The following is a 21,052-nucleotide window of genomic DNA, read 5'->3' as shown; positions in this document are numbered from 1 at the left end:
GAGGGGCCCGGTCAGTCGAGCGGGCGGCCGTACGCGCGGAGCGTCCCCAAGGCCCTGAGCGTCACCAGGGGGCGTCCTTCCAGCGCGGTCCCCGGAGCCCACTGCCGCCAGGTCACGGGCCATCCGCCGTCGTCCTGCTGCTCGGCGGCCAGATGGTCGAGCGAACGTTCCAGCTCCTCGTCGGTGAACCAGCGGCGGGCCAGCGACCGGGGCGTACGGGCGTAGTCGTACGGGAAGTGGTGCTCGCCCGGTGCGTAGCCGGGCGCCACCGGGTAGTCCTCGCGCCGGGAGGGGTCGAGCACCGCGAGCCGCAGGCCGCGCACCAGGCGGCCGAGCCGGTCGGCCGCCGCCTCCGCGCGGGCCCGGTCCGGCGCGCCGTCCAGGAAGGCGACCGCGGCCTCGACCTCGTAGGGATGGGACTGCTCCAGGGCCTCGACGGCGCTCCAGCAGAAGTCCGTCGCCCGGAACAACCAGGCGTTCCACACCTGGTTGGCGTGCAGCAGCCCGACGATCGGACCGGTCGCGAGCAGCTCCGCCGGCGGGGCGTCCACGATCGGGATGAAGGGGGCCGCGGGGTAGCCGCGCTGCGAGGGGAGCAGGGCGGGCAGCGCGCCTTCCCTGGTCGACACCTCGGTCAGATAGCGGCAGATCCGCTCGACGCGCTGCCCCTCGCAGCGGCCGATCGAGTCGAGGACGCTCAGCGCGTGGGCGGTGTGCAGAGGCTGGCTGACCGGACCCCGGAGATCGGGTTCCAGCGCGTGGCCGTAGCCTCCGTCCTGGTTGCGATAGGCGGCGAGGGCCGTCTCGACGGTGTCGGGATCTCCGCCCAGGAAGTCATGGGCGAACCTCCGCTGTTCGAGCACACGGGCCGTGAGCCAGATGAACTGCTCGGCGCGGGCGAGGGTGTTTGCTCCGGTTCCAGCCATGGACCGACCGTAGAGCGGAACGGGCCCCGGCACATGCCGCGTGGGCATGCTGCACTCTCAGGGGCGGGATACTGATGGCATGCGGTTGACGATTTTCTGGGAGCGGATGGCCGACCACTTCGGCGCGGCGTACGCGGACTCCTTCGCCCGCGACCACGTGATGGCCGAACTCGGCGGGCGTACGGTCCACCAAGCCCTGGACGCCGGTTGGGAGACCAGGGACGTCTGGCGGGCGGTCTGCGCGGCCATGGACATCCCGGCGGACAAGCGCTGAGGAGGGGCCCGGCGACGGTGGACGAGCGCTGACGGGTGGACCTGTTTCCGGCGGACAGGCGTCGCACCGGAGAGAACCCGCGTTCCCGTGGGGCGGGTGCGCAAACCGGCGAGAGCCCGGTTCGGCGGAAGCGGAGCCGGAACGGCGGGCTCAGGGAGGGGGGCCGGTCGTCCGTGGCGTAGGCGAGACTTGTCGGGTGCCATCGACAGACGAGACCGCCCCGGCCCAGTCGTCCCCCGTCCCGCCCGTCCCGCCCGTCCCACCGGCCGCGCCGCCGTCCGGCGCCGGCGGGGTCCGCATGCCCGGCTGGCTTCCGCGGGCGATGGTGCTGGCCCTCGCGCTCTATGCGTGCTTCCTGCTCGGCAGCTGGGTGTTCGGCCGGCTCATCGGGTTGCTGACCAACGTGCTGATCGCGTTCTTCCTGGCGCTCGCCATCGAGCCCGCGGTCGGCCGGATGGCGGGGCGCGGTATGCGGCGCGGACTCGCCACCTTCCTCGTCTTCCTCGGCCTGACGGTCTTCGGCGTCGGTTTCGTCGTGCTCCTGGGGTCCATGCTCGCGGGCCAGATCGTCACCATGGTCGACGAGTTCCCCAAGTACATCGACTCGGTGATCCACTGGGTCAACCAGACGTTCAACACCAGGCTGTCCCGGGTCGAGGTCCAGGACAGCCTGCTGCACTCCGACTGGCTGCAGAAGTACGTCCAGAACAGCGCCACCGGGGTGCTCGACGTCTCCACCACCGTCCTCGGCGGTCTGTTCCGGTTGCTGACGATCTTCCTCTTCTCCTTCTACTTCGCGGCCGACGGCCCCCGGCTGCGGCGCGCCCTGTGCTCCGTCCTGCCGCCGGCCCGGCAGACGGAGGTGCTGCGCGCCTGGGAGATCGCGGTCGCCAAGACCGGCGGGTACATCTACTCGCGCGGCCTGATGGCGCTGGTCTCCGGCATCGCGCACTACATCCTGCTGATGATCCTGGAAGTGCCGTACGCCCCGGCGCTCGCGGTCTGGGTCGGACTCGTCTCCCAGTTCATCCCCACCATCGGCACGTATCTCGCCGGCGCCCTGCCCACGCTGCTGGCCTTCACGGTCGACCCCTGGTACGCCCTGTGGGTGCTCGGCTTCGTCGTGGTCTACCAGCAGTTCGAGAACTACGTGCTCCAGCCCAAGCTGACCGCGAAGACCGTCGACATCCACCCGGCGGTCGCCTTCGGGTCGGTGATCGCCGGCACAGCCCTGCTCGGCGCGGTCGGCGCCCTGGTCGCCATCCCCGCCGTCGCCACGCTCCAGGCGTTCCTCGGCGCCTATGTGAAGCGGTACGACGTCACGGACGATCCCCGCGTGCACGGGGGGAGCAGCCGCAGGCCCGGAAGGCCCCTGTCGTCACGGCTCCGCCGTCCGGCGAGCGGCGGCCCCGCCGGCGGCTCCGGGGGCCCGGCGGGCGAATCGTCCCGGCGGTAGCCGGGCGCATCGCGGCAGCGGGCCGCGTGGACGGCGCCGGCCCCGTGGCGGTCCGCCGGCCGGGGCCCGGCACCGGGGCTCCGGGGGTAGGGGAGGCCGCCGTGATCGGCCCTGTGGAGCCCGCGTGGTGCGCTTGACACGAAAATCGAACATCCATTCTGATGGAAGTCCGGGCCGGGTTTTCCCGGGCTCGGCCGTGGAGTTGTCCACAGGTCGGGCGGACGTCGAGGCCCATTGTCAGTGGCAGGGGTTAGCGTCTGAGACGTGAAGCGATCGACTCAAGCAAATCGGGTGGAACCCATGGCAGGAACCGACCGCGAGAAGGCGTTGGACGCCGCACTCGCACAGATTGAACGGCAGTTCGGCAAGGGCGCGGTGATGCGCCTGGGCGAACGGCCGAACGAGCCCGTCGAGGTCATCCCCACGGGATCGACCGCCCTCGACGTCGCCCTCGGCGTCGGCGGTCTGCCGCGCGGCCGCGTGGTGGAGGTGTACGGGCCGGAGTCCTCCGGCAAGACGACGCTGACGCTGCACGCGGTGGCGAACGCGCAGAAGCTCGGCGGCTCGGTGGCGTTCATCGACGCCGAGCACGCGCTGGACCCGGAGTACGCGAAGAAGCTCGGCGTCGACATCGACAACCTCATCCTGTCCCAGCCGGACAACGGTGAGCAGGCGCTGGAGATCGTCGACATGCTGGTGCGCTCCGGCGCGCTGGACCTGATCGTCATCGACTCCGTGGCGGCCCTGGTGCCCCGTGCGGAGATCGAGGGTGAGATGGGCGACTCCCACGTGGGTCTCCAGGCCCGCCTGATGAGCCAGGCGCTCCGGAAGATCACCAGTGCGCTCAACCAGTCCAAGACCACCGCGATCTTCATCAACCAGCTCCGCGAGAAGATCGGTGTGATGTTCGGCTCCCCGGAGACCACCACCGGTGGCCGGGCGCTCAAGTTCTACGCCTCGGTGCGCCTCGACATCCGCAGGATCGAGACGCTCAAGGACGGCACCGACGCGGTCGGCAACCGCACCCGCGTCAAGGTCGTCAAGAACAAGGTCGCCCCGCCGTTCAAGCAGGCGGAGTTCGACATCCTCTACGGCCAGGGCATCAGCCGCGAGGGCGGTCTGATCGACATGGGCGTGGAGCACGGCTTCGTCCGCAAGGCCGGCGCCTGGTACACGTACGAGGGCGACCAGCTCGGCCAGGGCAAGGAGAACGCCCGCAACTTCCTCAAGGACAACCCCGACCTCGCCAACGAGATCGAGAAGAAGATCCTGGAGAAGCTGGGTGTCGGCGTCCGTCCGGACGCCGCCGCTGCCGAGCCCGCCGCGGACGGTGCGGCACCGGCGGCCGAGGGTGCGGCGAAGCCGGCGACCGCGGCAGCCGCCAAGGCCAAGCCGGCCAAGACCGCGGCGGCCAAGAGCTAGGCCGTGACACGTCGTACGGAGTGGCCGGACGGCCCCGAGCCCGGCGGTCCCGCGTCCGGAAACGGGACCGCCGACGGGTTCGCCGCCGAGCGGGGGGCGGCAGCGGACGGCGTCGGGGCGCGATCCGGGCGTCGCTCACGCGGCGGACCGGGCGCCGGAGGCGGGTTCGGCGAAGGGGCGGGCCGCCGTGCCCGCTCCGACACCACAGGCAGCGGTTCCCCTTCCTCGTCGAGGGCCGGGAAAGGGGAGCCGCGCGGTTCGGGGGAGCCGCGTGACCCGGTCGAGCAGGCCCGCGGCATCTGCCTGCGGCTGCTCACCGGCACGCCTCGCACACGCAAGCAGCTGGCGGACGCCCTGCGCAAGCGGGAGATCCCCGAGGAGGCCGCCGAGGAAGTGCTCGCGCGTTTCGAGGACGTGGGGCTGATCGACGATGCGGCGTTCGCCGGGGCGTGGGTGGAGTCCCGGCACCACGGCCGGGGGCTCGCACGCCGTGCTCTGGCCCGTGAGCTGCGGACGAAGGGCGTGGACTCCGCGGTGATCGACGAGGCGGTCGGGCAGCTCGACTCGGATCAGGAGGAGGAGACGGCGCGCGAGCTCGTGGCCCGCAAGCTCCGCTCCACCCGGGGCCTGGACCGCGACAAGCGGCTGCGCCGACTGGCCGGGATGCTCGCCCGCAAGGGGTACGGGGAGGGCATGGCCCTCCGGGTGGTGCGCCAGGCGCTGGAGGAGGAGGGCGAGGACACAGAGGGTTTGGTCGAGCCCTTCTGAAGCGGCGGGCCCTGGAGCCGAGCGGTTCGCGGCTGAGCCCGAGGCGGGGCGGTCCGGGGGGCCGCCTCATCAAGCGGAGCGATCGGACTCCGATGGTCCCAAGCCGGACGGTCCGGCGTCGGACGCCCGGCGGTCGTGGACCGCCCGCAGCGTTTCGGCAGTCCGTGGCGGGTGGTCCGTGGCCCGGCGGCCGGTGGTCACTCTCCGGCCAGGGCGGCACGGCGCCCAGTGGCGTCGAGGAGGGCCAGAGCGTCCGCCGCGGTGCGGCCGGGATGGCGGTTCCAGGGGCCGATCAGCCCCGGCCACCCCTGGGCGCGCAGCTCCGTGATCAACCAGGCGCCGGCCCGGTCAACGGTGTCGAGGGAGCCGTAGCCGAGACGGTGTGCCGAGATCAGGGCGCCGCAGACGCAGCGTGCGCCCCGGGCGTTCCGCAGACGGTACGGCGCGTTCTGCCAGCCCCATTCGGCCAGGATCTGCCGGGCGTAGCCGAGATGGGCCGAGGGCCGCAGATCGCTCTGCCCGACCCGTCGCCAGAGGTGGAAGCGGTCGGGCAGCATGGCGCCCAGGCGGCCGGGCAGAGGGCGTTCGTGCGGAGACGCCGCGGGCAGAGCCCGGAGGGTGTCGTCGATCAGCTGCTCCACGGGGACGGACAGCAGGTCCCGCCAGTCGGAGGGGCGCGTCGGCTCGGCGGCCGTGCGCTCCCAACCCGCGACGCTCTGCTGCCACCCCCGGGTGTCGTGCAGCCGGGAAGCCTGGTCGTCCAGCTGGTCCGGGGTGAGAGCGGCGATCGCCATAGCGTGTCATCTCCGTACATTTCGTCCTCGGTGTGAGGCGAATGTCGGTCACGCACGGCGCTTGCTCCAGTGGAACGTGGCGTTCGGGTGGGTGACTGCCCGGAGCCCGGCCCCGAAACCCGGCCCTTGGAGCCGGAACAGAGTCCGGGCCCGGTACAGGGGCGTACGGGGTCGGGTTCCGGGGCGGCCGGGGCTCAGGCGCCGGGCGGAGAGACGACCGGCAGTCCTGCGGCGCGCCACGCCTGGAAGCCGCCGATCAGATCGGTGGTCCGGTGCAGCCCCAACCGCCGCAGCGAGGCGACCGCGAGGCTGGAGGCGTACCCCTCGTTGCAGACGACGACGATCGGCAGGTCGTGGCCGACCGCCTCGGGGGCACGGTGGCTGCCCCAGGGGTCGAGCCGCCATTCCAGCTCGTTGCGTTCGACGACGAGCGCACCCGGGATCACTCCGTCGCGGTCGCGGAGCGCCGCGTACCGGATGTCCACCAGCAGCGCACCGGCCTCCGCCGCCTCGGCCGCCTCGGACGGGCCGATCCGGCGGTAGCCGGCCCTGACCCGCTCCAGCAGCTCGTCGATTCCCACCGGCCGGGGAGCGGGGGGCACCGGCCTGGCCTGCACCGCCGCATCCTGCTCGGACGCGCTCTGCGCCGACGCCTCCCGCTCGGGCCCACCCGGCTCCAGCACGTCCTGCTCGGGCCCACCCGGCTCCAGCACGTCCCGCTCCGGAGCGGCCGGCTCCAGCACGTCGCGCGCCGGAGCGGGACGCATCGGGGTTACTGGTTCCGGGGCGTCCACCGCGGCCCCGTTCCGGTCCTCGCTCACTGCCAGTCCTGGGGGCGCTCGGTCTGTTCCAGCCGGAGCACCGCACCGGTCCGGCTGAACCGGCGGATCCGCGGCAGGGGCGGGTAGTAGGCATGGACGGAGACGGCGTGGGCGTTCTCGGACTCGTTCAGGACCTCATGGACGTGGTTCTGCCCGAAGGCCCTGCCCTGGCCGGTCGCCAACGCCCTCGACCGGTCCACCCCCTCCGTCAGTTCCAGCGTCCTCCAGCCGTCGGTGGGCAGCCGCACGGCCAGTGAGTGCTCCTTGAGGACACCGGCCGCGGTGGTGAACGCGCCGAACGACTCGGCGTGGTCGTGCCAGCCCGTGCCGGTGCCCGGCGGCCAGCCGATCAGCCATGCCTCACTGCCGCCCGGCCCGTCGAGCCGGACCCAGGTGCGGTCCTCCGGATCGAGGGGGAGCGAGGCGATCAGCGCCTCGTCGCGCGCCGCGCCTCGGACGAAGTCCATCAGCTCCGCAAGCGTCGGCGCCACGGCGGAGGCAGGGGCGGATTCCGCGGAGGGCCCGGCCGAGGGGCCGAGGGCGGGGGGATGGGGAACGGGTGCGGCCGGGGGCCCGGGGAGGGGAACGGGGGCAGCCGTGGGCACGGCGGAAGGAAGGGAAGACACGAGGACCGTCCTGAGGGTTCGCGCGGTGATCCGGCCGTGCGGCGGTGGCACAGGCCGACGGAGAGGGACGCTTCAGCAGGACGGACGACACACGCAGCCCGCGTAACGGACGAGGTCCATATGGACCCTCCGCCACAGGCGCACATCGGTGTCGGTCATGATCTGGAGTACACCATGCGCGCCCGTGACGGTCAACGCGCCTTCGTGACGGCGGGCGGCGGGCGGCACGGAGAGCCGCACGGGCCCGGGGCGCGGCCGGCCGGGGGCGCCGGGCCCGGGGTGCCGGATCAAGGGCGTGGGATCAAGGACGCCGGATCAAGGGCGTGGGATCAAGGGCGTCCGGCGGTCCCGTCCGCGGGGATCCGCGTCCTGGGCCGCTGCACGCGCCGTGCGCTCCGCTCGCTTCCGCTCCGTTCCCCCGGCTCGGCATCCGCGTCCGACCCCGCATCCGGCCCGGCCCCGGGGTCGGACCGTGACTCCGATTCGTCGTGGGGCGCATCGCCCAGCGCGGCCCGTGCCGCGGCGTACAGCTCCCCGGACCGTACGCCGCCGAAGGCCGCCACCAGGTGCCCATCGGGCCGGACCAGCAGGACGGTATGGGCGGAGGCCCCCGGGTAGCTCTCGGTGACCAGCAGTTCCGTCGTCCCCGGGAGCGCCGCCACCGCGTCCGTGAGGCGGGGCATGATCCCCGCGGTCTGCCAGTGCCGCCGGTCCCACACACCGGTCCCCGGCGCGACCAGGACCACCAGCAGACGGCCCTGCCCGAGCCGTTCCCGCAGCCGTGCCCTCGCCCCGTCCGGCGCGGTCACCGTCACATCGGTCACCGGCGCGCCGGGGGGCGTACCGATGACGGTGTGCGCCTCCGAGTGCGGCGGTGCGAGGGGCGAGTGGGAGTACGAAGGGGGTGCACCCAGTGCTCCGCGGCCCAGATGGCCGTCGGCGACCAGGCTGTCGTGGCCGCGTGCCGCGCCGGGGACCAGGGTGCGCAGCCCACCGCCGCCGCGCAGTATCGGCAGCGACTGGTCGGCGGCGCGGAGCCGGGCGGCCACCGCGGCCCGGCGCTCCGCCTGGTAGCTGTCGAGCAGCTGCTCGGCCGGGCCGTGGTGCCAGGCGTGGGCGAGTTTCCAGGCCAGGTTCTCCGCGTCCCGGAGCCCCTCGTCCAGGCCCTGGGTGCCGAGCGCGCCCAGCAGGTGCGCCGCGTCCCCCGCGAGGAAGGCGCGCCGCTTGCGCCAGCGCCGGGCGAGCCGGTGGTGCAGCGTGTGGACCCCGGTGTCCAGCAATTCGTACGCCGGGGTCTCGCCGCACCACCCGGCCAGGGTGTCCCGGACCCGGCTGATCAGCGCTTCCGGCGTGACCAGTTCACGGCTCGGCGGCAGCAGCCAGTCCAGCCGCCACACGCCGTCCGGCAGGGGCCGGGCGGCGACCTCGGCGCCCCCGGTCCGCCAGGGGGGCTGCCGGTGCACAACGGCCTCGTCGGGCCAGGGCAGTTCGGCCCGGAGCGCGGCGACGGCGTGCCGTTCCACGGCCGTACGCCCGGGGAAGCGGATGTCGAGCAGCTTGCGCACGGTGGACCGGGCGCCGTCGCAGCCGACCAGATAACTCCCGCGCCACCAGGTGGAGCCCGGCTCCCTGGTGTGCACCGTGATGCCGTCGCGGTCCTGCTCCAGCGTGTCGATCCGGCTCATCGGCACCGGTCGGACCAGCGGCTCCTTGTCGACCGCCGCGCGCAGGGCCGCGGTCAGTTCGTGCTGGGGGAGGTGGAGGGGGGCGGGCAGCAGCCCGGGGAGCGGCGGGGCCTCCCCGTCGCGGGGGCCCCCGCTCAGCGGCACGTTCCGGACGAGCTGCTTCCGGCGCATCGAACGCCAGCCCGCCCAGCGCAGCCCGACCCGGTCCAGCTCCCGGCAGCCGAGCCGGGCCGCCAGGTCGGCGGTGTCCTCACGCAGCACGACCGTACGGGCGGGGCGGGGTTCCTCCGTGCCGGAGCCCTCGTCGAGGAGGACCGAGGGGACGCCCTGGGCGGCCAGGGCCAACGCCAGGGTGAGGCCGACGGGCCCTGCGCCGACGACGATCACCGGGTCCACGGCGCGTACCCTCCGGCCCGTACGGTCATGCGGAACGTGGCATAGGAAGCCGGGTGCGTGATCACAGAACGTATGCAACCCACTGGTGGTGCTTGCGTCAAGTGACCGAGGCAGCGACGCGTGCGCCGCTGCCTCGAATGCTCCCGCCGGGAAGACCCGGTGACGGTCAGTCCTTGCTCACACCGGTGCCGCCGCCCGCCGGGCCTGCGCCCCCTGCGCCCCCCGCGTCCGGGCCCGCGGCGTCCACGGTGGGGATGTCGGCGGTCTGGGCGCCGGGCGCCACCTTGATGCCGGTCTTGGCGCGGCGGCCGCGCTTCTCGATCCACGTCGCCAGGGCCGAGAGCAGCAGACACATCGCGATGTAGATCGTGCCGATGACGGCGATCGTCGAGACGTACGGGTACTGGCCGTTCACCTGGGTGTTGGAGGCGATCAGACGCGCGGTCTGGAGCAGCTCCGGGTACAGGATGATGAAGCCGAGCGAGGTGTCCTTGAGGGTCACCACGAGCTGGCTGATGATCGTCGGCAGCATCGACCGGACGGCCTGCGGCATCAGGACGGTCGTCATGACCTGCGTCTTGCTCATGCCGAGCGCGTACGCCGCCTCGCTCTGGCCCTTGGGCACCGAGTTGATGCCGGCGCGCAGCACCTCGGCCTGGACGCAGCCGTTGTAGACGGACAGGCCCGCCGCCAGCGCCCACATCGAGTAGTCGGTGAGGAAGCCGACCCAGATCGCGTAGATGGTGATCAGCAGCGGCAGGGAGCGGAACAGCTCGATGAACGTGGTCGCCGCCCAGCGGACCGGCCGGTGGTCGGAGAGCCGGCCCACCGCCAGGAGCACGCCGAGGACCAGCGAACCGACCGCGGCCAGCCCGAACGCCTTGAGGGTCGCGAGCACCGCGTCGGCGATGTTCTGCCGGATGCCCGAGTAGTTGAAGATGTCCCACATCTCGGGGGCGAGGTGCCCCTTGTCCGCGAGCCGTACGAGGCTGACGGCGATCAGCGCCACGATGGCGAGGCTGCCGACGACGGCGTAGATCCGGTTGCGGACGATGGCCTTGGGGCCCGGGGCGTCGTAAAGAACGCTGGCGCTCATCGGGCGACCTCCATGCGACGCTCCAGCAGCCGGAAGAGGCCGCTGATGGTAAAGGTGATGACCAGATAGCCGATGGCCACCCAGATGAAGACGGGCACGATGTCGTAGCCCTTGTCGCTCATCAGCTTCTGCCAGCCGAACAGTTCGGCGTTGCTGAAGGCGCCGGCGATCGCGGAGTTTTTCGTCAGCGCGATGAAGATGCTGCTGAGCGGCGGGATCACGGTCCGCGTCGCCTGGGGGAGCACCACGATCTTCAGGGTCTGCGCGAACGTCATGCCGATCGAGCGCGCGGCCTCGGCCTGCCCCAGCGGCACGGTGTTGATGCCGGAGCGGACCGCCTCGCAGACGAACGAGGAGGTGTAGAAGCCGAGGGCCAGCGAGCCGAGGACGAACGGGCTCATCCCCGGGAAGAGGATCTCGGGCACCACGAAGAAGAAGATCAGGAAGAGCAGTGTCAGCGGGGTGTTGCGCATCAGCGTGACCCACGCGGTGCCGAAGTACCGCAGCGGCGGCACCGGCGAGACGCGGAACCCGGCGACGACCACACCGAGGACCAGGGCGATGAGCGAGCTGACGGCGGTGATCGACACAGTTCCTATGAAGCCGTCGCGGAACGCTGGGAAGTTGTCGAGCAGTACGTTCATGAGGTCTCCGCGTCGGCGGTCATCGGCATCGGGGCAGGGGAAGCGGCGCCCCGTACGCCCGCCGCCCCCGGAAGGGACGGGACGGCGGTGGCGTACGGGACGCCCGAGTCACTCGCGGGGCGTCGTGACGGGTGGCGGCGCTCGGGCGCGCGACGGTTGCGGGCGCGCCCGGCATCAGCGGGCGCCCGGCGGTGCCGGGCGCCCGAGGAGCGTCAGTAGCGCTCGATGGCCGGCGGCTCGACGTAGTCCGAACCGGACAGGCCCAGCGTGGCCTCGTAGATCTTCTTGTACGTACCGTCCTTGACGCGCTCCTCCAGCGACTTGCTGATGGCCTCGCGCAGCACCTTGTCGTCCTTGTTCAGGCCGACGCCGTAGGGCTCCTCGGTGAACGGCTTGCCGACGACCTTGAGCTTGCCGGAGTTGGCGGCGGCGTAGCCCTTGAGGATCGAGTCGTCGGTGGTGACGGCGTCGATCTGCTTGGTCAGCAGCTGCTGCACGCAGTCGGAGTACTTGGCCAGCTCGACGACGCTCGCGCCGTACTCGGGCTTCTTGATCTCCTGGAGCGGCGTGGAGCCGACGATCGAGCAGACCTTCTTGCCCTTCACCGACTCCTTGCCGGTGATGGAGTCGTCGTCCTTGCGGACCAGGAGGTCCGCGCCGGCCTTGTAGTACGGACCGGCGAAGCCGACCTGCTTCTTGCGCTCGTCGTTGATCGTGTAGGTGCCGACGTAGTAGTCGACCTGGCCCTTGGAGATGGCCGTCTCGCGGACGCCGGAGTCGACGGTCTTCCACTCGATCTGCTTGTCCGAGAAACCGAGGTCGGCCGCGATCATCTTGGCGATCTCGATGTCGAAGCCCGAACGCTCCTTGGTCGACTGGTCCTCGAAGCCGAGGTACGGCTGGTCGGCCTTGGCGCCGAGGATCAGCTTGCCGCGCTCCTTGGCCTTCTTGAAGACCGGGGAGTCCAGGGCGACGTCCTTGGCCACGGTGTACGTGGGCAGCGCGGGGGCCTCGGAGGAACCCGGCTTCGTGCCGCCCGGCTTGTCACCGGCGGAGCCCTCCTTGCCACCGCACGCGGTCGCGGTCAGGGCGAGGACGGCGATGGCCGCGACGGCGGCGGACTTACGGAGCTTCATGTGAACAATCCTTAAGTTCGTAGGTCGTTGTCGTCAGTGGTGAAGGATCTTCGACAGGAAGTCCTTGGCCCGGTCGCTGCGCGGGTTGCTGAAGAACTGTTCGGGCGTCGCCTCTTCGACGATCTTTCCGTCCGCCATGAACACGACGCGGTTGGCGGCGGACCGGGCGAAGCCCATCTCGTGGGTGACGACGATCATCGTCATCCCGTCCCGGGCCAGCTGCTGCATGACCTCCAGGACCTCGTTGATCATCTCCGGGTCGAGCGCCGACGTGGGCTCGTCGAAGAGCATGACCTTCGGGTCCATCGCCAACGCCCGCGCGATCGCGACGCGTTGCTGCTGGCCGCCGGAGAGCTGCGCAGGGTACTTGTCGGCCTGGACGCCGACGCCCACCCGGTCGAGCAGCGTCCGGGCCTTCTCCTCCGCGGCCTTCTTGTCGGCCTTGCGGACCTTGACCTGGCCCAGCATCACGTTCTCCAGCACCGTCTTGTGTGCGAAGAGATTGAACGACTGGAAGACCATGCCCACGTCGGCACGCAGCCTGGCCAGCTCCTTGCCCTCCTGGGGCAGGGGCTTGCCGTCGATCGAGATCGATCCCGAGTCGACCGTCTCCAAGCGGTTGATCGTGCGGCACAGCGTGGACTTGCCGGACCCGGAAGGCCCGATGACGACCACGACCTCGCCACGGGCGATGGTCAGGTCGATGTCCTGGAGCACATGCAGCGCGCCGAAGTGCTTGTTGACGTTGCTCAGTACGACCAGATCGTTCGCCTCGGGCGCGGCATCCTCGGCGGCCTTGGTCACTGAAACTCCGCTCATCGGCTTCTTGCTCCGTCCTCCTCGGTTGAACAAGGACAGTAATGACGCAGTGCGATCAACGTCATTACATCTGAGCGGAAATTGAGCATAACGATCCGGCGGCAACCGGACACTCCGCGTGAAGGGGACGCCGCACCCCGTACCGGGGGCGTACCGGGTGCATAACGGAAACCCTGCTGTGACCGGCAGGGTCTTGACTGGTGTGCCGCTCATCGGCGTGGATGCCTTGAGGGGACGAGGTGAAGCATCGCCGAACGGAACAAGCCATCGACGTACGTGCTCGTGAAACGCGGGTTAATGTCGGGCTTCACCCGCTGACGCGGTGCGACGGTGACGCGGTGCGACGGTGACGCGGTGCGACGGCGTCCCCGGCCGCCGCGGGGACGCGAACGCACCCGGAGAGCCGTACGGCCCGGGAGACACGGAGAGGAAGGAAGGCCATGAGACTGCTGCTCGTCGAGGACGACGACCATGTCGCGGCCGCCCTGTCCGCCGTGCTCGCCCGGCACGGATTCCAGGTCGTGCACGCCCGCAACGGCGAGGAAGCCCTGCGCGCGCTGCTGCCCGCCGAGAAGGAGCCGTTCGGGGTCATCCTCCTCGACCTCGGCCTGCCCGACCAGGACGGCTACGAGGTGTGCGGGAAGATCCGCAAGCGCACCGCGACCCCCGTCATCATGGTCACCGCCCGCGCCGACGTGCGCTCGCGCATCCACGGACTCAACCTCGGCGCCGACGACTACGTCACCAAGCCGTACGACACCGGCGAACTCCTCGCGCGCATCCACGCGGTCGCCCGGCGCACCACCAGTGGCGAGGACACCGCGCCGAACCCCGCCGCGGCCCTGCGCCTCGGCCCCGTCGCCATCGAGCTGCCGACCCGCCGCGTCAGCGTGGACGGCGAGGAGGTCCAGCTCACCCGCAAGGAGTTCGACCTGCTCGCCCTCCTCGCCCAGCGCCCCGGCGTCGTCTTCCGCCGCGAGCAGATCATCAGCGAGGTCTGGCGCACCAGCTGGGAGGGGACCGGGCGCACCCTGGAGGTCCACGTCGCCTCCCTGCGCTCCAAGCTGCGGCTGCCCGCCCTGATCGAGACCGTGCGGGGCGTCGGCTACCGGCTCGTCGCCCCGTCCGCGTAACCGGCGGTACGTCCCCCGGTGCGCTCCCGCCTCCTCCCGCTGCTCATCGTCCTGATGGCCGCCATGCTGCTCACCCTCGGCTTCCCGCTCGCGGTGAGTGTGGCGGCGGCCGAGCAGCAGCGCCTGGTGATCGACCGGATCGACGACACCGCGCGGTTCGCCGGACTGGCCCAGGCGATCACGGACACCTCCCCGGACAGCGAGGAGCGCCGCCGCACCCTCCAGACCGACCTGGAGGTCTACGCCTCGGTGTACGGCATCCGCGCCGGCGTCTTCTTCCGCGACGACCGGGCCCTGGCCAAGGCCCCCGGCTCCTGGGCCCTGCCCGCCGAGGGGGAGGGGCGCACGGCGTTCGACGAGGCGCTGCTCGGCCGCCGCTCACACGATCCGCCGCAGGTGTGGCCCTGGCGCGACGGGCGCGTCGTCGTCGCCTCGCCCGTGGTGCGCGACGGCGACGTGGTCGCCGTGGTCGTCATCGACTCGCCCACCGGCGAGATGCGCTCCCGCACCCTGCGGACCTGGCTGTTCATCGGCCTCGGCGAGGCGCTGGCCCTGCTGGTGGCCGTCGGCGCGGCGGTCCGGCTCACCGGCTGGGTCCTGCTGCCCGTACGCACCCTGGACGCGGCCACCCACGACATCGCCGGCGGCCGGATGCGCTCGCGGGTCGCCGCGTCGGCCGGCCCCCCGGAGCTGAGACGGCTGGCGCGCTCCTTCAACGAGATGGCGGACAACGTCGAGGACGTGCTGGAGCAGCAGCGGGCCTTCGTCGCCGACGCCTCGCACCAGCTGCGCAACCCGCTCGCCGCCCTGCTGCTGCGCATCGAACTGCTCGCCCTGGAACTGCCCGAGGGCAGCGAGGAGATCGCCGCCGTACGCACCGAGGGCAAGCGGCTGGCCCGGGTCCTCGACGACCTCCTCGACCTCGCGCTGGCCGAGCACGCCGAGGCCGACCTCCAGTTGATCGACATCGTCCCCCTCACCGCCGAACGCGTCGCCTCCTGGCGCCCGATGGCGGAGCGGGAGGGCGTGCGGCTCACCCTGGACGGGGCCCCGGCGGCCACCGCGTGGGCCGACCCGATCGCCCTCTCCAGCGCCCTGGACGCGGTCATCGACAACGCCCTGAAGTTCACCCCCGCCGGCGAGGACGTCACCGTCACCGTCGCCACCGGGGCCACCGAGGCGACCGTCGTGGTCGCCGACCGGGGCCCCGGCCTCACCGAGGCGGAGCTGGAGCGCGTCGGCGACCGCTTCTGGCGCAGCACCCGCCACCAGAACGTCAGCGGCTCGGGCCTCGGCCTCTCCATCTCGCGGGTGCTGCTCGCGGCGGGCGGGGGCTCGATCGCGTACGAGCACCACGAGCCGCACGGCCTGCGGGTGACGGTCTCGGTCCCCCGCGACCTGCCGGGTCCGTCCTGAGCCGCCACCGGGCCCGGAAGCGGCGGGGCCGCACAGCGGTCACGGCTTCACCGAGCGGTAGTAGTCCTTGGCCCCGTCGTGCACGTCCAGCGGGTCCGTGTAGATCGCCGTCCGCAGATCCACCAGCTGCGCCGCGTGCACCTCGCGCCCGATCCGGTCCCGGCTGTTGATCACCGTCCGCGTGAACGCCTCGGTCATGGCCGCGTCCGTACGGTCCGTCGTGACGAGCAGGTTGGCGACGGCCACGGTGGGCACCGACTGCCCCTGCTGGGCCTCCGGATACGCGTCGGCGGGCATCATGGCCGACCGGTAGAAGCGAGTGGGACCGGTCGCCGCCTGCAGCTTCGCGACCAGTTCGGGTTCCATCGGCACCAGCCGGACCTCGAAGCGCCGCGACAGCTCCTGCACGGCCGCCGTGGGCAGTCCGCCCGACCAGAAGAAGGCGTCGAGCCGCCCCTGGGTCAGCCGTACGGGCATGGTGTCGATGCCCACCGGCACCGGTGTGATGTCGTCGGCCGGGTCGAGCCCCGCCGCGGTCAGCAGCCGGTCCGCCACCAGCCGCACCCCGGAGCCCTCCTGGCCGACGCCGACCCGCTTGCCGCGCAGGTCCGAGACCGTGCGGACGCCGGAGTCGCGGGGGACGACGAGCTGTACGTAGTCGTCGTACAGCCGCACGCAGCCGCGCAGCCGCTGGGCCCCGGGCCTTCCGTCGCGCAGGTAGGTCGCCACGGCGTCGGCGGTGGCGATCGTGAAGTCCGCCTCGCCCGTCGCCACCCGGGCCAGGTTCTGCTGCGACCCCTCGCTGGTCCGCAGCTGTATGGAGACCGCCGGCATGTCCTTGGCGAGCGCCCTCTCCAGCCGCTCCCCGTACCGCTGGTAGACGCCGCTGGGCACCCCGGTGGAGAAGGTGAGGGAACCGCGCGGGCCTCCGCCCTCCCCGCCGGGCCACAGCCACCAGGCGAGCAGCCCGAGCACGACCGCGAGGACGGCGCCCGTCCGCAGGGTGCGGCGGCGGTCGAATCGGGACGGAGCGCGGAACATGCGCGCGATCCTGCCAGCTCACGGGCCCCCTGACCAGGCTTCCCCGTGGGGCCCGCCCCACAACGGCCGGTGCCGGGGAGGGAGCGGGGAGGGGCCGGGGGAGGGGACCGGAGGGGCGCCGCCCGGCAACCGCCTACCCTTGACCCATGAGCAGCGGCAACCGGAGCGAAGCAGTGGACGTCCACAAGAGCTACGAGGTACGCACCTACGGGTGCCAGATGAACGTCCACGACTCCGAACGGCTGTCGGGTCTCCTGGAGGACGCCGGCTACGTCCGCGCCCCCGAGGGCTCCGACGGCGACGCCGACGTCGTCGTCTTCAACACCTGCGCGGTGCGCGAGAACGCCGACAACAAGCTGTACGGGAACCTCGGCCGCCTCGCGCCCATGAAGACCAAGCGCCCCGGCATGCAGATCGCCGTCGGCGGCTGCCTCGCGCAGAAGGACCGCGACACCATCGTCAAGCGGGCCCCCTGGGTCGACGTCGTCTTCGGCACGCACAACATCGGCAAACTGCCGGTCCTCCTGGAGCGCGCCCGCATCCAGGAGGAGGCGCAGATCGAGATCGCCGAGTCCCTGGAGGCGTTCCCCTCCACGCTCCCCACCCGCCGCGAGTCCGCCTACGCGGCCTGGGTGTCCATCTCGGTCGGCTGCAACAACACCTGCACCTTCTGCATCGTCCCGGCGCTGCGCGGCAAGGAGAAGGACCGCCGCACCGGCGACATCCTGGCCGAGATCGAGGCCCTGGTCGCCGAAGGCGTCTCCGAGATCACCCTGCTGGGCCAGAACGTGAACGCGTACGGCTCCGACATCGGCGACCGCGAGGCGTTCTCCAAGCTGCTGCGCGCCTGCGGAAGGATCGAGGGCCTGGAGCGCGTCCGCTTCACCTCGCCGCACCCCCGAGACTTCACCGACGACGTCATCGCCGCCATGGCCGAGACGCCCAACGTGATGCCGCAGCTCCACATGCCGATGCAGTCCGGTTCGGACCGCGTCCTGAAGGCGATGCGCCGCTCCTACCGCCAGGAGCGCTTTTTGGGGATCATCGAGAAGGTGCGCGCGGCCATGCCGGACGCCGCCATCTCCACCGACATCATCGTGGGCTTCCCCGGCGAGACCGAGGAGGACTTCGAGCAGACGATGCACGCGGTCCGCGAGGCCCGTTTCGCCAACGCGTTCACTTTCCAGTACTCCAAGCGCCCCGGAACCCCGGCCGCCGAGATGGACGGCCAGGTCCCCAAGGAGGTCGTCCAGGAGCGGTACATGCGGCTGGCCGCCCTTCAGGAGCAGATCTCCTGGGACGAGAACAAGAAGCAGGTCGGCCGCACTCTGGACGTCATGGTCGCGGAGGGCGAGGGCCGCAAGGACGGCGCCACGCAGCGCCTGTCCGGCCGCGCCCCCGACAACCGCCTGGTCCACTTCACCCAGCCCGAGCAGGCCGTGCGCCCGGGCGACGTGGTGACCGTCGAGATCACCTACGCCGCCCCGCACCACCTCCTCGCCGAGGGCACGCCGCTCGCCGTGCGGTCCACCCGCGCCGGCGACGCCTGGGAGAAGCGCACCACCGAGGCCGCCGCCAAGCCCGCCGGGGTGATGCTCGGCCTCCCCGGCGTCGGCGCTCCGGACCCGCTCCCGGCCGCCGCGGCCCCGGCCTGCGGTATCGGCTGACGTCGGGGCCCTCGGCACGCCAGGGTCCGCCGGACCCCCTCCGGGGGGCTCCGGCCCTCCGGGGCCGCACGGCCACGGCTCGCGGCCGGCCCCCGCGAGCGCCCAGTACGCTGACCGGCATGCTTGTCGCCGCCGCCGTGTGCCCCTGCCCGCCGCTCCTGGTGCCCGAGGTCGCCGCCGGAGCCGCCCCCGAACTCGACGCCGCGCGGGACGCGTGCCTCGACGCCGTGGGGGTGCTCGCCGCCTCGCGCCCGGATCTGCTCGTCGTCGTGGGACTGGGCGAGACCCCGCCCGGGCCGGGTGAGGGCTTCTCCGTCGGGCCCTTCCCGCCCGGGACGCGCGGCACCTTCCGCGGCGTCGGCGTGGATCTGGAGGTGACCCTCGGCCAGGTGCCCGAGGCGGCCTTCACACCGGGCCGGCCGCTGCCGCAGTCCCTCACGGTCGGCGCGTGGCTGTTGGACCGGGCCCGCTGGACGGGGGCGCCCGTCGAAGGGCTCGCGCTGCCCGGGACCGCCGCCGCGGAGGACTGCGCCGCGGCCGGAGAGGTCCTGGCCCGGCGCGCGGAGCGGGTCGCGCTCCTGGTGATGGGCGACGGAAGCGCCTGCCGCACCCTGAAGGCGCCCGGCTACCTCGACGAGCGGGCCGCCGACTTCGACGCCCGTGCCGCCCGGGCGCTCGGCTCCGCGGACCTCGGCGCCCTCGCGGCGCTGGACGTGACGCTCGCCCGTGAGCTCCAGGCGGCCGGCCGGGCCCCCTGGCAGCTCCTCGCCGGCGCCGCCCGGGGGGCCGGGCTCGCCGGACGGCTGCTGTACGAGGACGCTCCGTACGGCGTGGGCTACATCGTCGCCGCCTGGTCCTGAACAGGCCGGAGGCGGGTGCGGAGCGCTCGGCTCCGCACCCGCCTCCGGGCCCTGTCCACCGCCTCAGGGGGCGGGCGGCGGCGGGGGCGGGGTGTGGCCGGGGGTGCCGGGGCCGCCGGGAGTACGGGGGCCGCCGGGGGCGCCGCCGTCCTTCTGCCCCAGCTTGTCCACGGCCTCCTTGGCCTTGCGCGTACCCGCGTCGATCTTGTCGCTGTACTTGCCCTTGGTCTTCTGGTCGACCGTGCGCGCGGCCTTGTCGAGGCCCTGTTCGATCTTGCCCCCGTGCTGCTGCGCGAGGTCGCCGACCTTCTCCTTGGCCGGTCCCAGCTTGGCCTTCAGGTTGTCCAGGAGCCCCATGGGGTCACCTTCCGTGCAGTGCGGACGAGTGGGCGCGGGAGCGGTCTCCCGCCCCCATTGTCCGTCACCTGTCCGTTCCTGCCGTTTTCACACCCCCTTCGGCCCTTTCCGGGCGTGTCCTGGAAGTCGCCCGTCGCGCACGCCCCGCGGGCACCGCCGTGTCCCGACGGGGGCGGGCGTTTGGGAGACTGTCCCGGTGACCTCTCGCACCCCCGCCCCTCGCGTCATCACCGTCGTCGGCCCCACCGCGGCCGGAAAGTCGGATCTGGGGGTCTTCCTCGCCCAGCGTCTCGACGGCGAGGTGATCAACGCCGACTCCATGCAGCTCTACCGGGGGATGGACATCGGCACCGCCAAACTGACGCTCCCCGAGCGCGACGGCGTACCGCACCGGCTGCTGGACATCTGGGACGTCACCGAGGCCGCCAGCGTCGCCGAGTACCAGCGACTGGCCCGCCGGGAGATCGACCGCCTGCTCGCCGAGGGCCGCACGCCCATCCTGGTCGGCGGCTCCGGACTGTACGTGAAGGGGGCCGTCGACGCCCTGGAGTTCCCCGGCACCGACCCCGGGGTCCGCGCACGGCTCGAAGCGGAGCTGGCCGAGCACGGCCCGGGAGCCCTGCACGCCCGGCTCGCCGCCGCCGACCCCGCCGCCGCGCGCGCCATCCTGCCGGGCAACGGCCGCCGCATCGTCCGCGCCCTCGAAGTGATCGAGATCACCGGCAAACCGTTCACCGCCAACCTGCCCGGCGAGAAACCGGTCTACGACGCCGTGCAGATCGGCGTCGACGTGGACCGCCCCGAACTCGACGAGCGCATCGCCCGGCGCGTCGACCGGATGTGGGAGGCGGGACTCGTGGACGAAGTGCGCGCCCTGGAGGCGTCCGGGTTGCGCGAGGGCCTCACGGCGTCCCGGGCGCTCGGCTACCAGCAGGTCCTCGCGGCGCTCGCGGGGGAGTGCACCGAGGACGAGGCGCGGGCCGAGACCGTGCGCGCCACCAAGCGCTTCGCACGCCGTCAGGACTCGTGGTTCCGCCGGGACACGCGTGTCGTCTGGCTCGGCGGGGGAGACCGCGACCGGGGAGAACTCCCGCAGCGGGCGCTGGCGTTGGTCGAACGAGCGGTCACAGCCTGATCACGTGATGGCATCGGGACGCTCCGGCCGTCAATTCGGCGCCCATGCTCGTGCCATCATCAAACATCGATCCACAGGTGGAGTCCGAGTTGGGAGGGCGCGTGGCGATGGAGGCCGGCCCTCGCGACACGGAGCAGCGCGACAGCGAGCACGAGGTGCCGTCGCCGCGGGAGACCGCGGGACGGCTGAGCCCCGACGGTCCCGACGAGCAGGACGTGGGCCCCGAGGTCGAGGTCGAACTGCGCCCCACCCGCAAGCTGCGGATCTGGCAGCTCGCCCCCATCGTCACGCTGGCCGCGGTCGGCTCGCTGATGTTCGCCTTCCCCCTCGCTTTCGAGTTCGGCGACGGCGGGGCCATCGTCGCCATGCTGGGGCTCCTGATCAGCTGCTGCGCGGCCGGCTGGGGCATGATGGCGGCCCGCCGCGTCGGCCACACCTGGCCCGGACTGCCCTCCCGGGGCTCCGGTGAGCGCCCCGACTGGCGGGTGATCGCCCTGTACGCGACGACCGGCATCGCCCTGGTCGCCCTCGCCGTCTGGCGCGTCGCCCGCCTGCGCTGACGCCCCGGACCCGCCGGGCC

Annotated in this window: 22 protein-coding genes; 10 read left to right on the top strand and 12 right to left on the bottom strand. The window is 72.4% G+C overall.

Annotation, left to right across the window (positions count from 1 at the left end; genetic code table 11):
- Positions 1–11: 11 nt before the first annotated feature.
- On the bottom strand, positions 12–926 hold the full coding sequence (locus AMK24_RS11015; protein WP_073767553.1) for a hypothetical protein: 915 nt from the start codon (positions 924–926) through the stop codon (positions 12–14).
- Between the two features lie 79 nt (positions 927–1,005).
- Between AMK24_RS11015 and AMK24_RS11010 the strand changes: the two genes are divergently transcribed.
- The 4 genes from AMK24_RS11010 (at position 1,006) to recX (ending at position 4,846) form a co-directional block, all read left to right on the top strand.
- Positions 1,006–1,200: a DUF3046 domain-containing protein gene (locus AMK24_RS11010; RefSeq protein WP_073768769.1), complete on the top strand. Its 195-nt coding sequence runs from the start codon at positions 1,006–1,008 to the stop codon at positions 1,198–1,200.
- Between the two features lie 298 nt (positions 1,201–1,498).
- Positions 1,499–2,656 (top strand): AI-2E family transporter, encoded by a 1,158-nt coding sequence (locus tag AMK24_RS11005; protein WP_073767551.1) that lies wholly within the window; start codon positions 1,499–1,501, stop codon positions 2,654–2,656.
- A gap of 300 nt (positions 2,657–2,956) precedes the next feature.
- Positions 2,957–4,078, top strand: coding sequence for a recombinase RecA (gene recA / locus AMK24_RS11000; protein ID WP_073767549.1), 1,122 nt, complete (start codon positions 2,957–2,959; stop codon positions 4,076–4,078).
- 3 nt (positions 4,079–4,081) lie between these two features.
- Positions 4,082–4,846 carry a recombination regulator RecX gene (gene recX, locus AMK24_RS10995; RefSeq protein WP_073767547.1) on the top strand — a complete coding sequence of 255 codons (765 nt, stop codon included), beginning with the start codon at positions 4,082–4,084 and terminating at the stop codon, positions 4,844–4,846.
- Positions 4,847–5,043: 197 nt separating this feature from the next.
- Here recX and AMK24_RS10990 read toward each other — a convergent pair whose 3' ends face one another.
- From AMK24_RS10990 to AMK24_RS10955, 9 genes are all read right to left on the bottom strand, one after another.
- Entirely contained in the window at positions 5,044–5,640 is a 597-nt protein-coding gene (locus AMK24_RS10990) for a DUF6197 family protein (RefSeq protein ID WP_073767545.1), read from the bottom strand.
- Between the two features lie 194 nt (positions 5,641–5,834).
- Positions 5,835–6,257, bottom strand: coding sequence for a rhodanese-like domain-containing protein (locus AMK24_RS10985; RefSeq protein ID WP_073768767.1), 423 nt, complete (start codon positions 6,255–6,257; stop codon positions 5,835–5,837).
- 200 nt (positions 6,258–6,457) lie between these two features.
- Positions 6,458–7,087, bottom strand: a complete 630-nt coding sequence (locus AMK24_RS10980; RefSeq protein WP_073767543.1) for a cysteine dioxygenase — start codon at positions 7,085–7,087, stop codon at positions 6,458–6,460.
- A gap of 72 nt (positions 7,088–7,159) precedes the next feature.
- Positions 7,160–7,246: a putative leader peptide gene (locus tag AMK24_RS35320; protein ID WP_311605579.1), complete on the bottom strand. Its 87-nt coding sequence runs from the start codon at positions 7,244–7,246 to the stop codon at positions 7,160–7,162.
- Positions 7,247–7,416: 170 nt separating this feature from the next.
- Positions 7,417–9,168: an FAD-dependent monooxygenase gene (locus AMK24_RS10975; RefSeq protein ID WP_073767541.1), complete on the bottom strand. Its 1,752-nt coding sequence runs from the start codon at positions 9,166–9,168 to the stop codon at positions 7,417–7,419.
- A 166-nt stretch (positions 9,169–9,334) separates the two neighbouring features.
- Positions 9,335–10,264, bottom strand: a complete 930-nt coding sequence (locus AMK24_RS10970) for an amino acid ABC transporter permease (RefSeq protein ID WP_073767539.1) — start codon at positions 10,262–10,264, stop codon at positions 9,335–9,337.
- Positions 10,261–10,908: an amino acid ABC transporter permease gene (locus AMK24_RS10965; protein WP_073767537.1), complete on the bottom strand. Its 648-nt coding sequence runs from the start codon at positions 10,906–10,908 to the stop codon at positions 10,261–10,263. The genes AMK24_RS10970 and AMK24_RS10965 overlap by 4 nt, the downstream gene beginning before the upstream one ends.
- A 212-nt stretch (positions 10,909–11,120) precedes the next feature.
- Positions 11,121–12,044, bottom strand: a complete 924-nt coding sequence (locus AMK24_RS10960; protein ID WP_073767535.1) for a glutamate ABC transporter substrate-binding protein — start codon at positions 12,042–12,044, stop codon at positions 11,121–11,123.
- A gap of 33 nt (positions 12,045–12,077) precedes the next feature.
- Entirely contained in the window at positions 12,078–12,863 is a 786-nt protein-coding gene (locus AMK24_RS10955; protein WP_073767533.1) for an amino acid ABC transporter ATP-binding protein, read from the bottom strand.
- Positions 12,864–13,303: 440 nt separating this feature from the next.
- Here AMK24_RS10955 and AMK24_RS10950 point away from each other — a divergent pair, with 440 nt between their 5' ends.
- Both AMK24_RS10950 and AMK24_RS10945 read left to right on the top strand, forming a co-directional pair.
- Positions 13,304–13,996 (top strand): response regulator transcription factor, encoded by a 693-nt coding sequence (locus tag AMK24_RS10950; protein WP_073767531.1) that lies wholly within the window; start codon positions 13,304–13,306, stop codon positions 13,994–13,996.
- 18 nt (positions 13,997–14,014) lie between these two features.
- Positions 14,015–15,412: a sensor histidine kinase gene (locus tag AMK24_RS10945; protein ID WP_073767529.1), complete on the top strand. Its 1,398-nt coding sequence runs from the start codon at positions 14,015–14,017 to the stop codon at positions 15,410–15,412.
- A gap of 39 nt (positions 15,413–15,451) precedes the next feature.
- On the opposite strand, the gene AMK24_RS10940 is transcribed toward AMK24_RS10945, so the two are convergent.
- Positions 15,452–16,453, bottom strand: a complete 1,002-nt coding sequence (locus AMK24_RS10940) for a TAXI family TRAP transporter solute-binding subunit (protein WP_073767527.1) — start codon at positions 16,451–16,453, stop codon at positions 15,452–15,454.
- A 146-nt stretch (positions 16,454–16,599) separates the two neighbouring features.
- Between AMK24_RS10940 and miaB the strand changes: the two genes are divergently transcribed.
- Together miaB and AMK24_RS10930 are read left to right on the top strand one after the other, a co-directional pair.
- Positions 16,600–18,120, top strand: coding sequence for a tRNA (N6-isopentenyl adenosine(37)-C2)-methylthiotransferase MiaB (gene miaB / locus AMK24_RS10935; RefSeq protein ID WP_073767525.1), 1,521 nt, complete (start codon positions 16,600–16,602; stop codon positions 18,118–18,120).
- A gap of 119 nt (positions 18,121–18,239) precedes the next feature.
- Positions 18,240–18,980, top strand: coding sequence for a class III extradiol dioxygenase subunit B-like domain-containing protein (locus AMK24_RS10930; protein ID WP_073767523.1), 741 nt, complete (start codon positions 18,240–18,242; stop codon positions 18,978–18,980).
- Between the two features lie 63 nt (positions 18,981–19,043).
- On the opposite strand, the gene AMK24_RS10925 is transcribed toward AMK24_RS10930, so the two are convergent.
- Entirely contained in the window at positions 19,044–19,337 is a 294-nt protein-coding gene (locus AMK24_RS10925) for an antitoxin (protein ID WP_073767521.1), read from the bottom strand.
- Between the two features lie 196 nt (positions 19,338–19,533).
- Here AMK24_RS10925 and miaA point away from each other — a divergent pair, with 196 nt between their 5' ends.
- Positions 19,534–20,472 (top strand): tRNA (adenosine(37)-N6)-dimethylallyltransferase MiaA, encoded by a 939-nt coding sequence (gene miaA / locus AMK24_RS10920; protein WP_073767519.1) that lies wholly within the window; start codon positions 19,534–19,536, stop codon positions 20,470–20,472.
- A 107-nt stretch (positions 20,473–20,579) separates the two neighbouring features.
- The gene (locus tag AMK24_RS10915) at positions 20,580–21,032 is read left to right on the top strand and encodes a hypothetical protein (protein WP_073767517.1); all 453 of its coding nucleotides are present in this window, start codon (positions 20,580–20,582) and stop codon (positions 21,030–21,032) included.
- Positions 21,033–21,052: the final 20 nt, after the last annotated feature.

The sequence above is a fragment of the Streptomyces sp. CB02366 genome (assembly GCF_001905905.1).
GTDB lineage: Bacteria > Actinomycetota > Actinomycetes > Streptomycetales > Streptomycetaceae > Streptomyces.
This window is presented reverse-complemented; position numbering and strand designations above follow the sequence as displayed.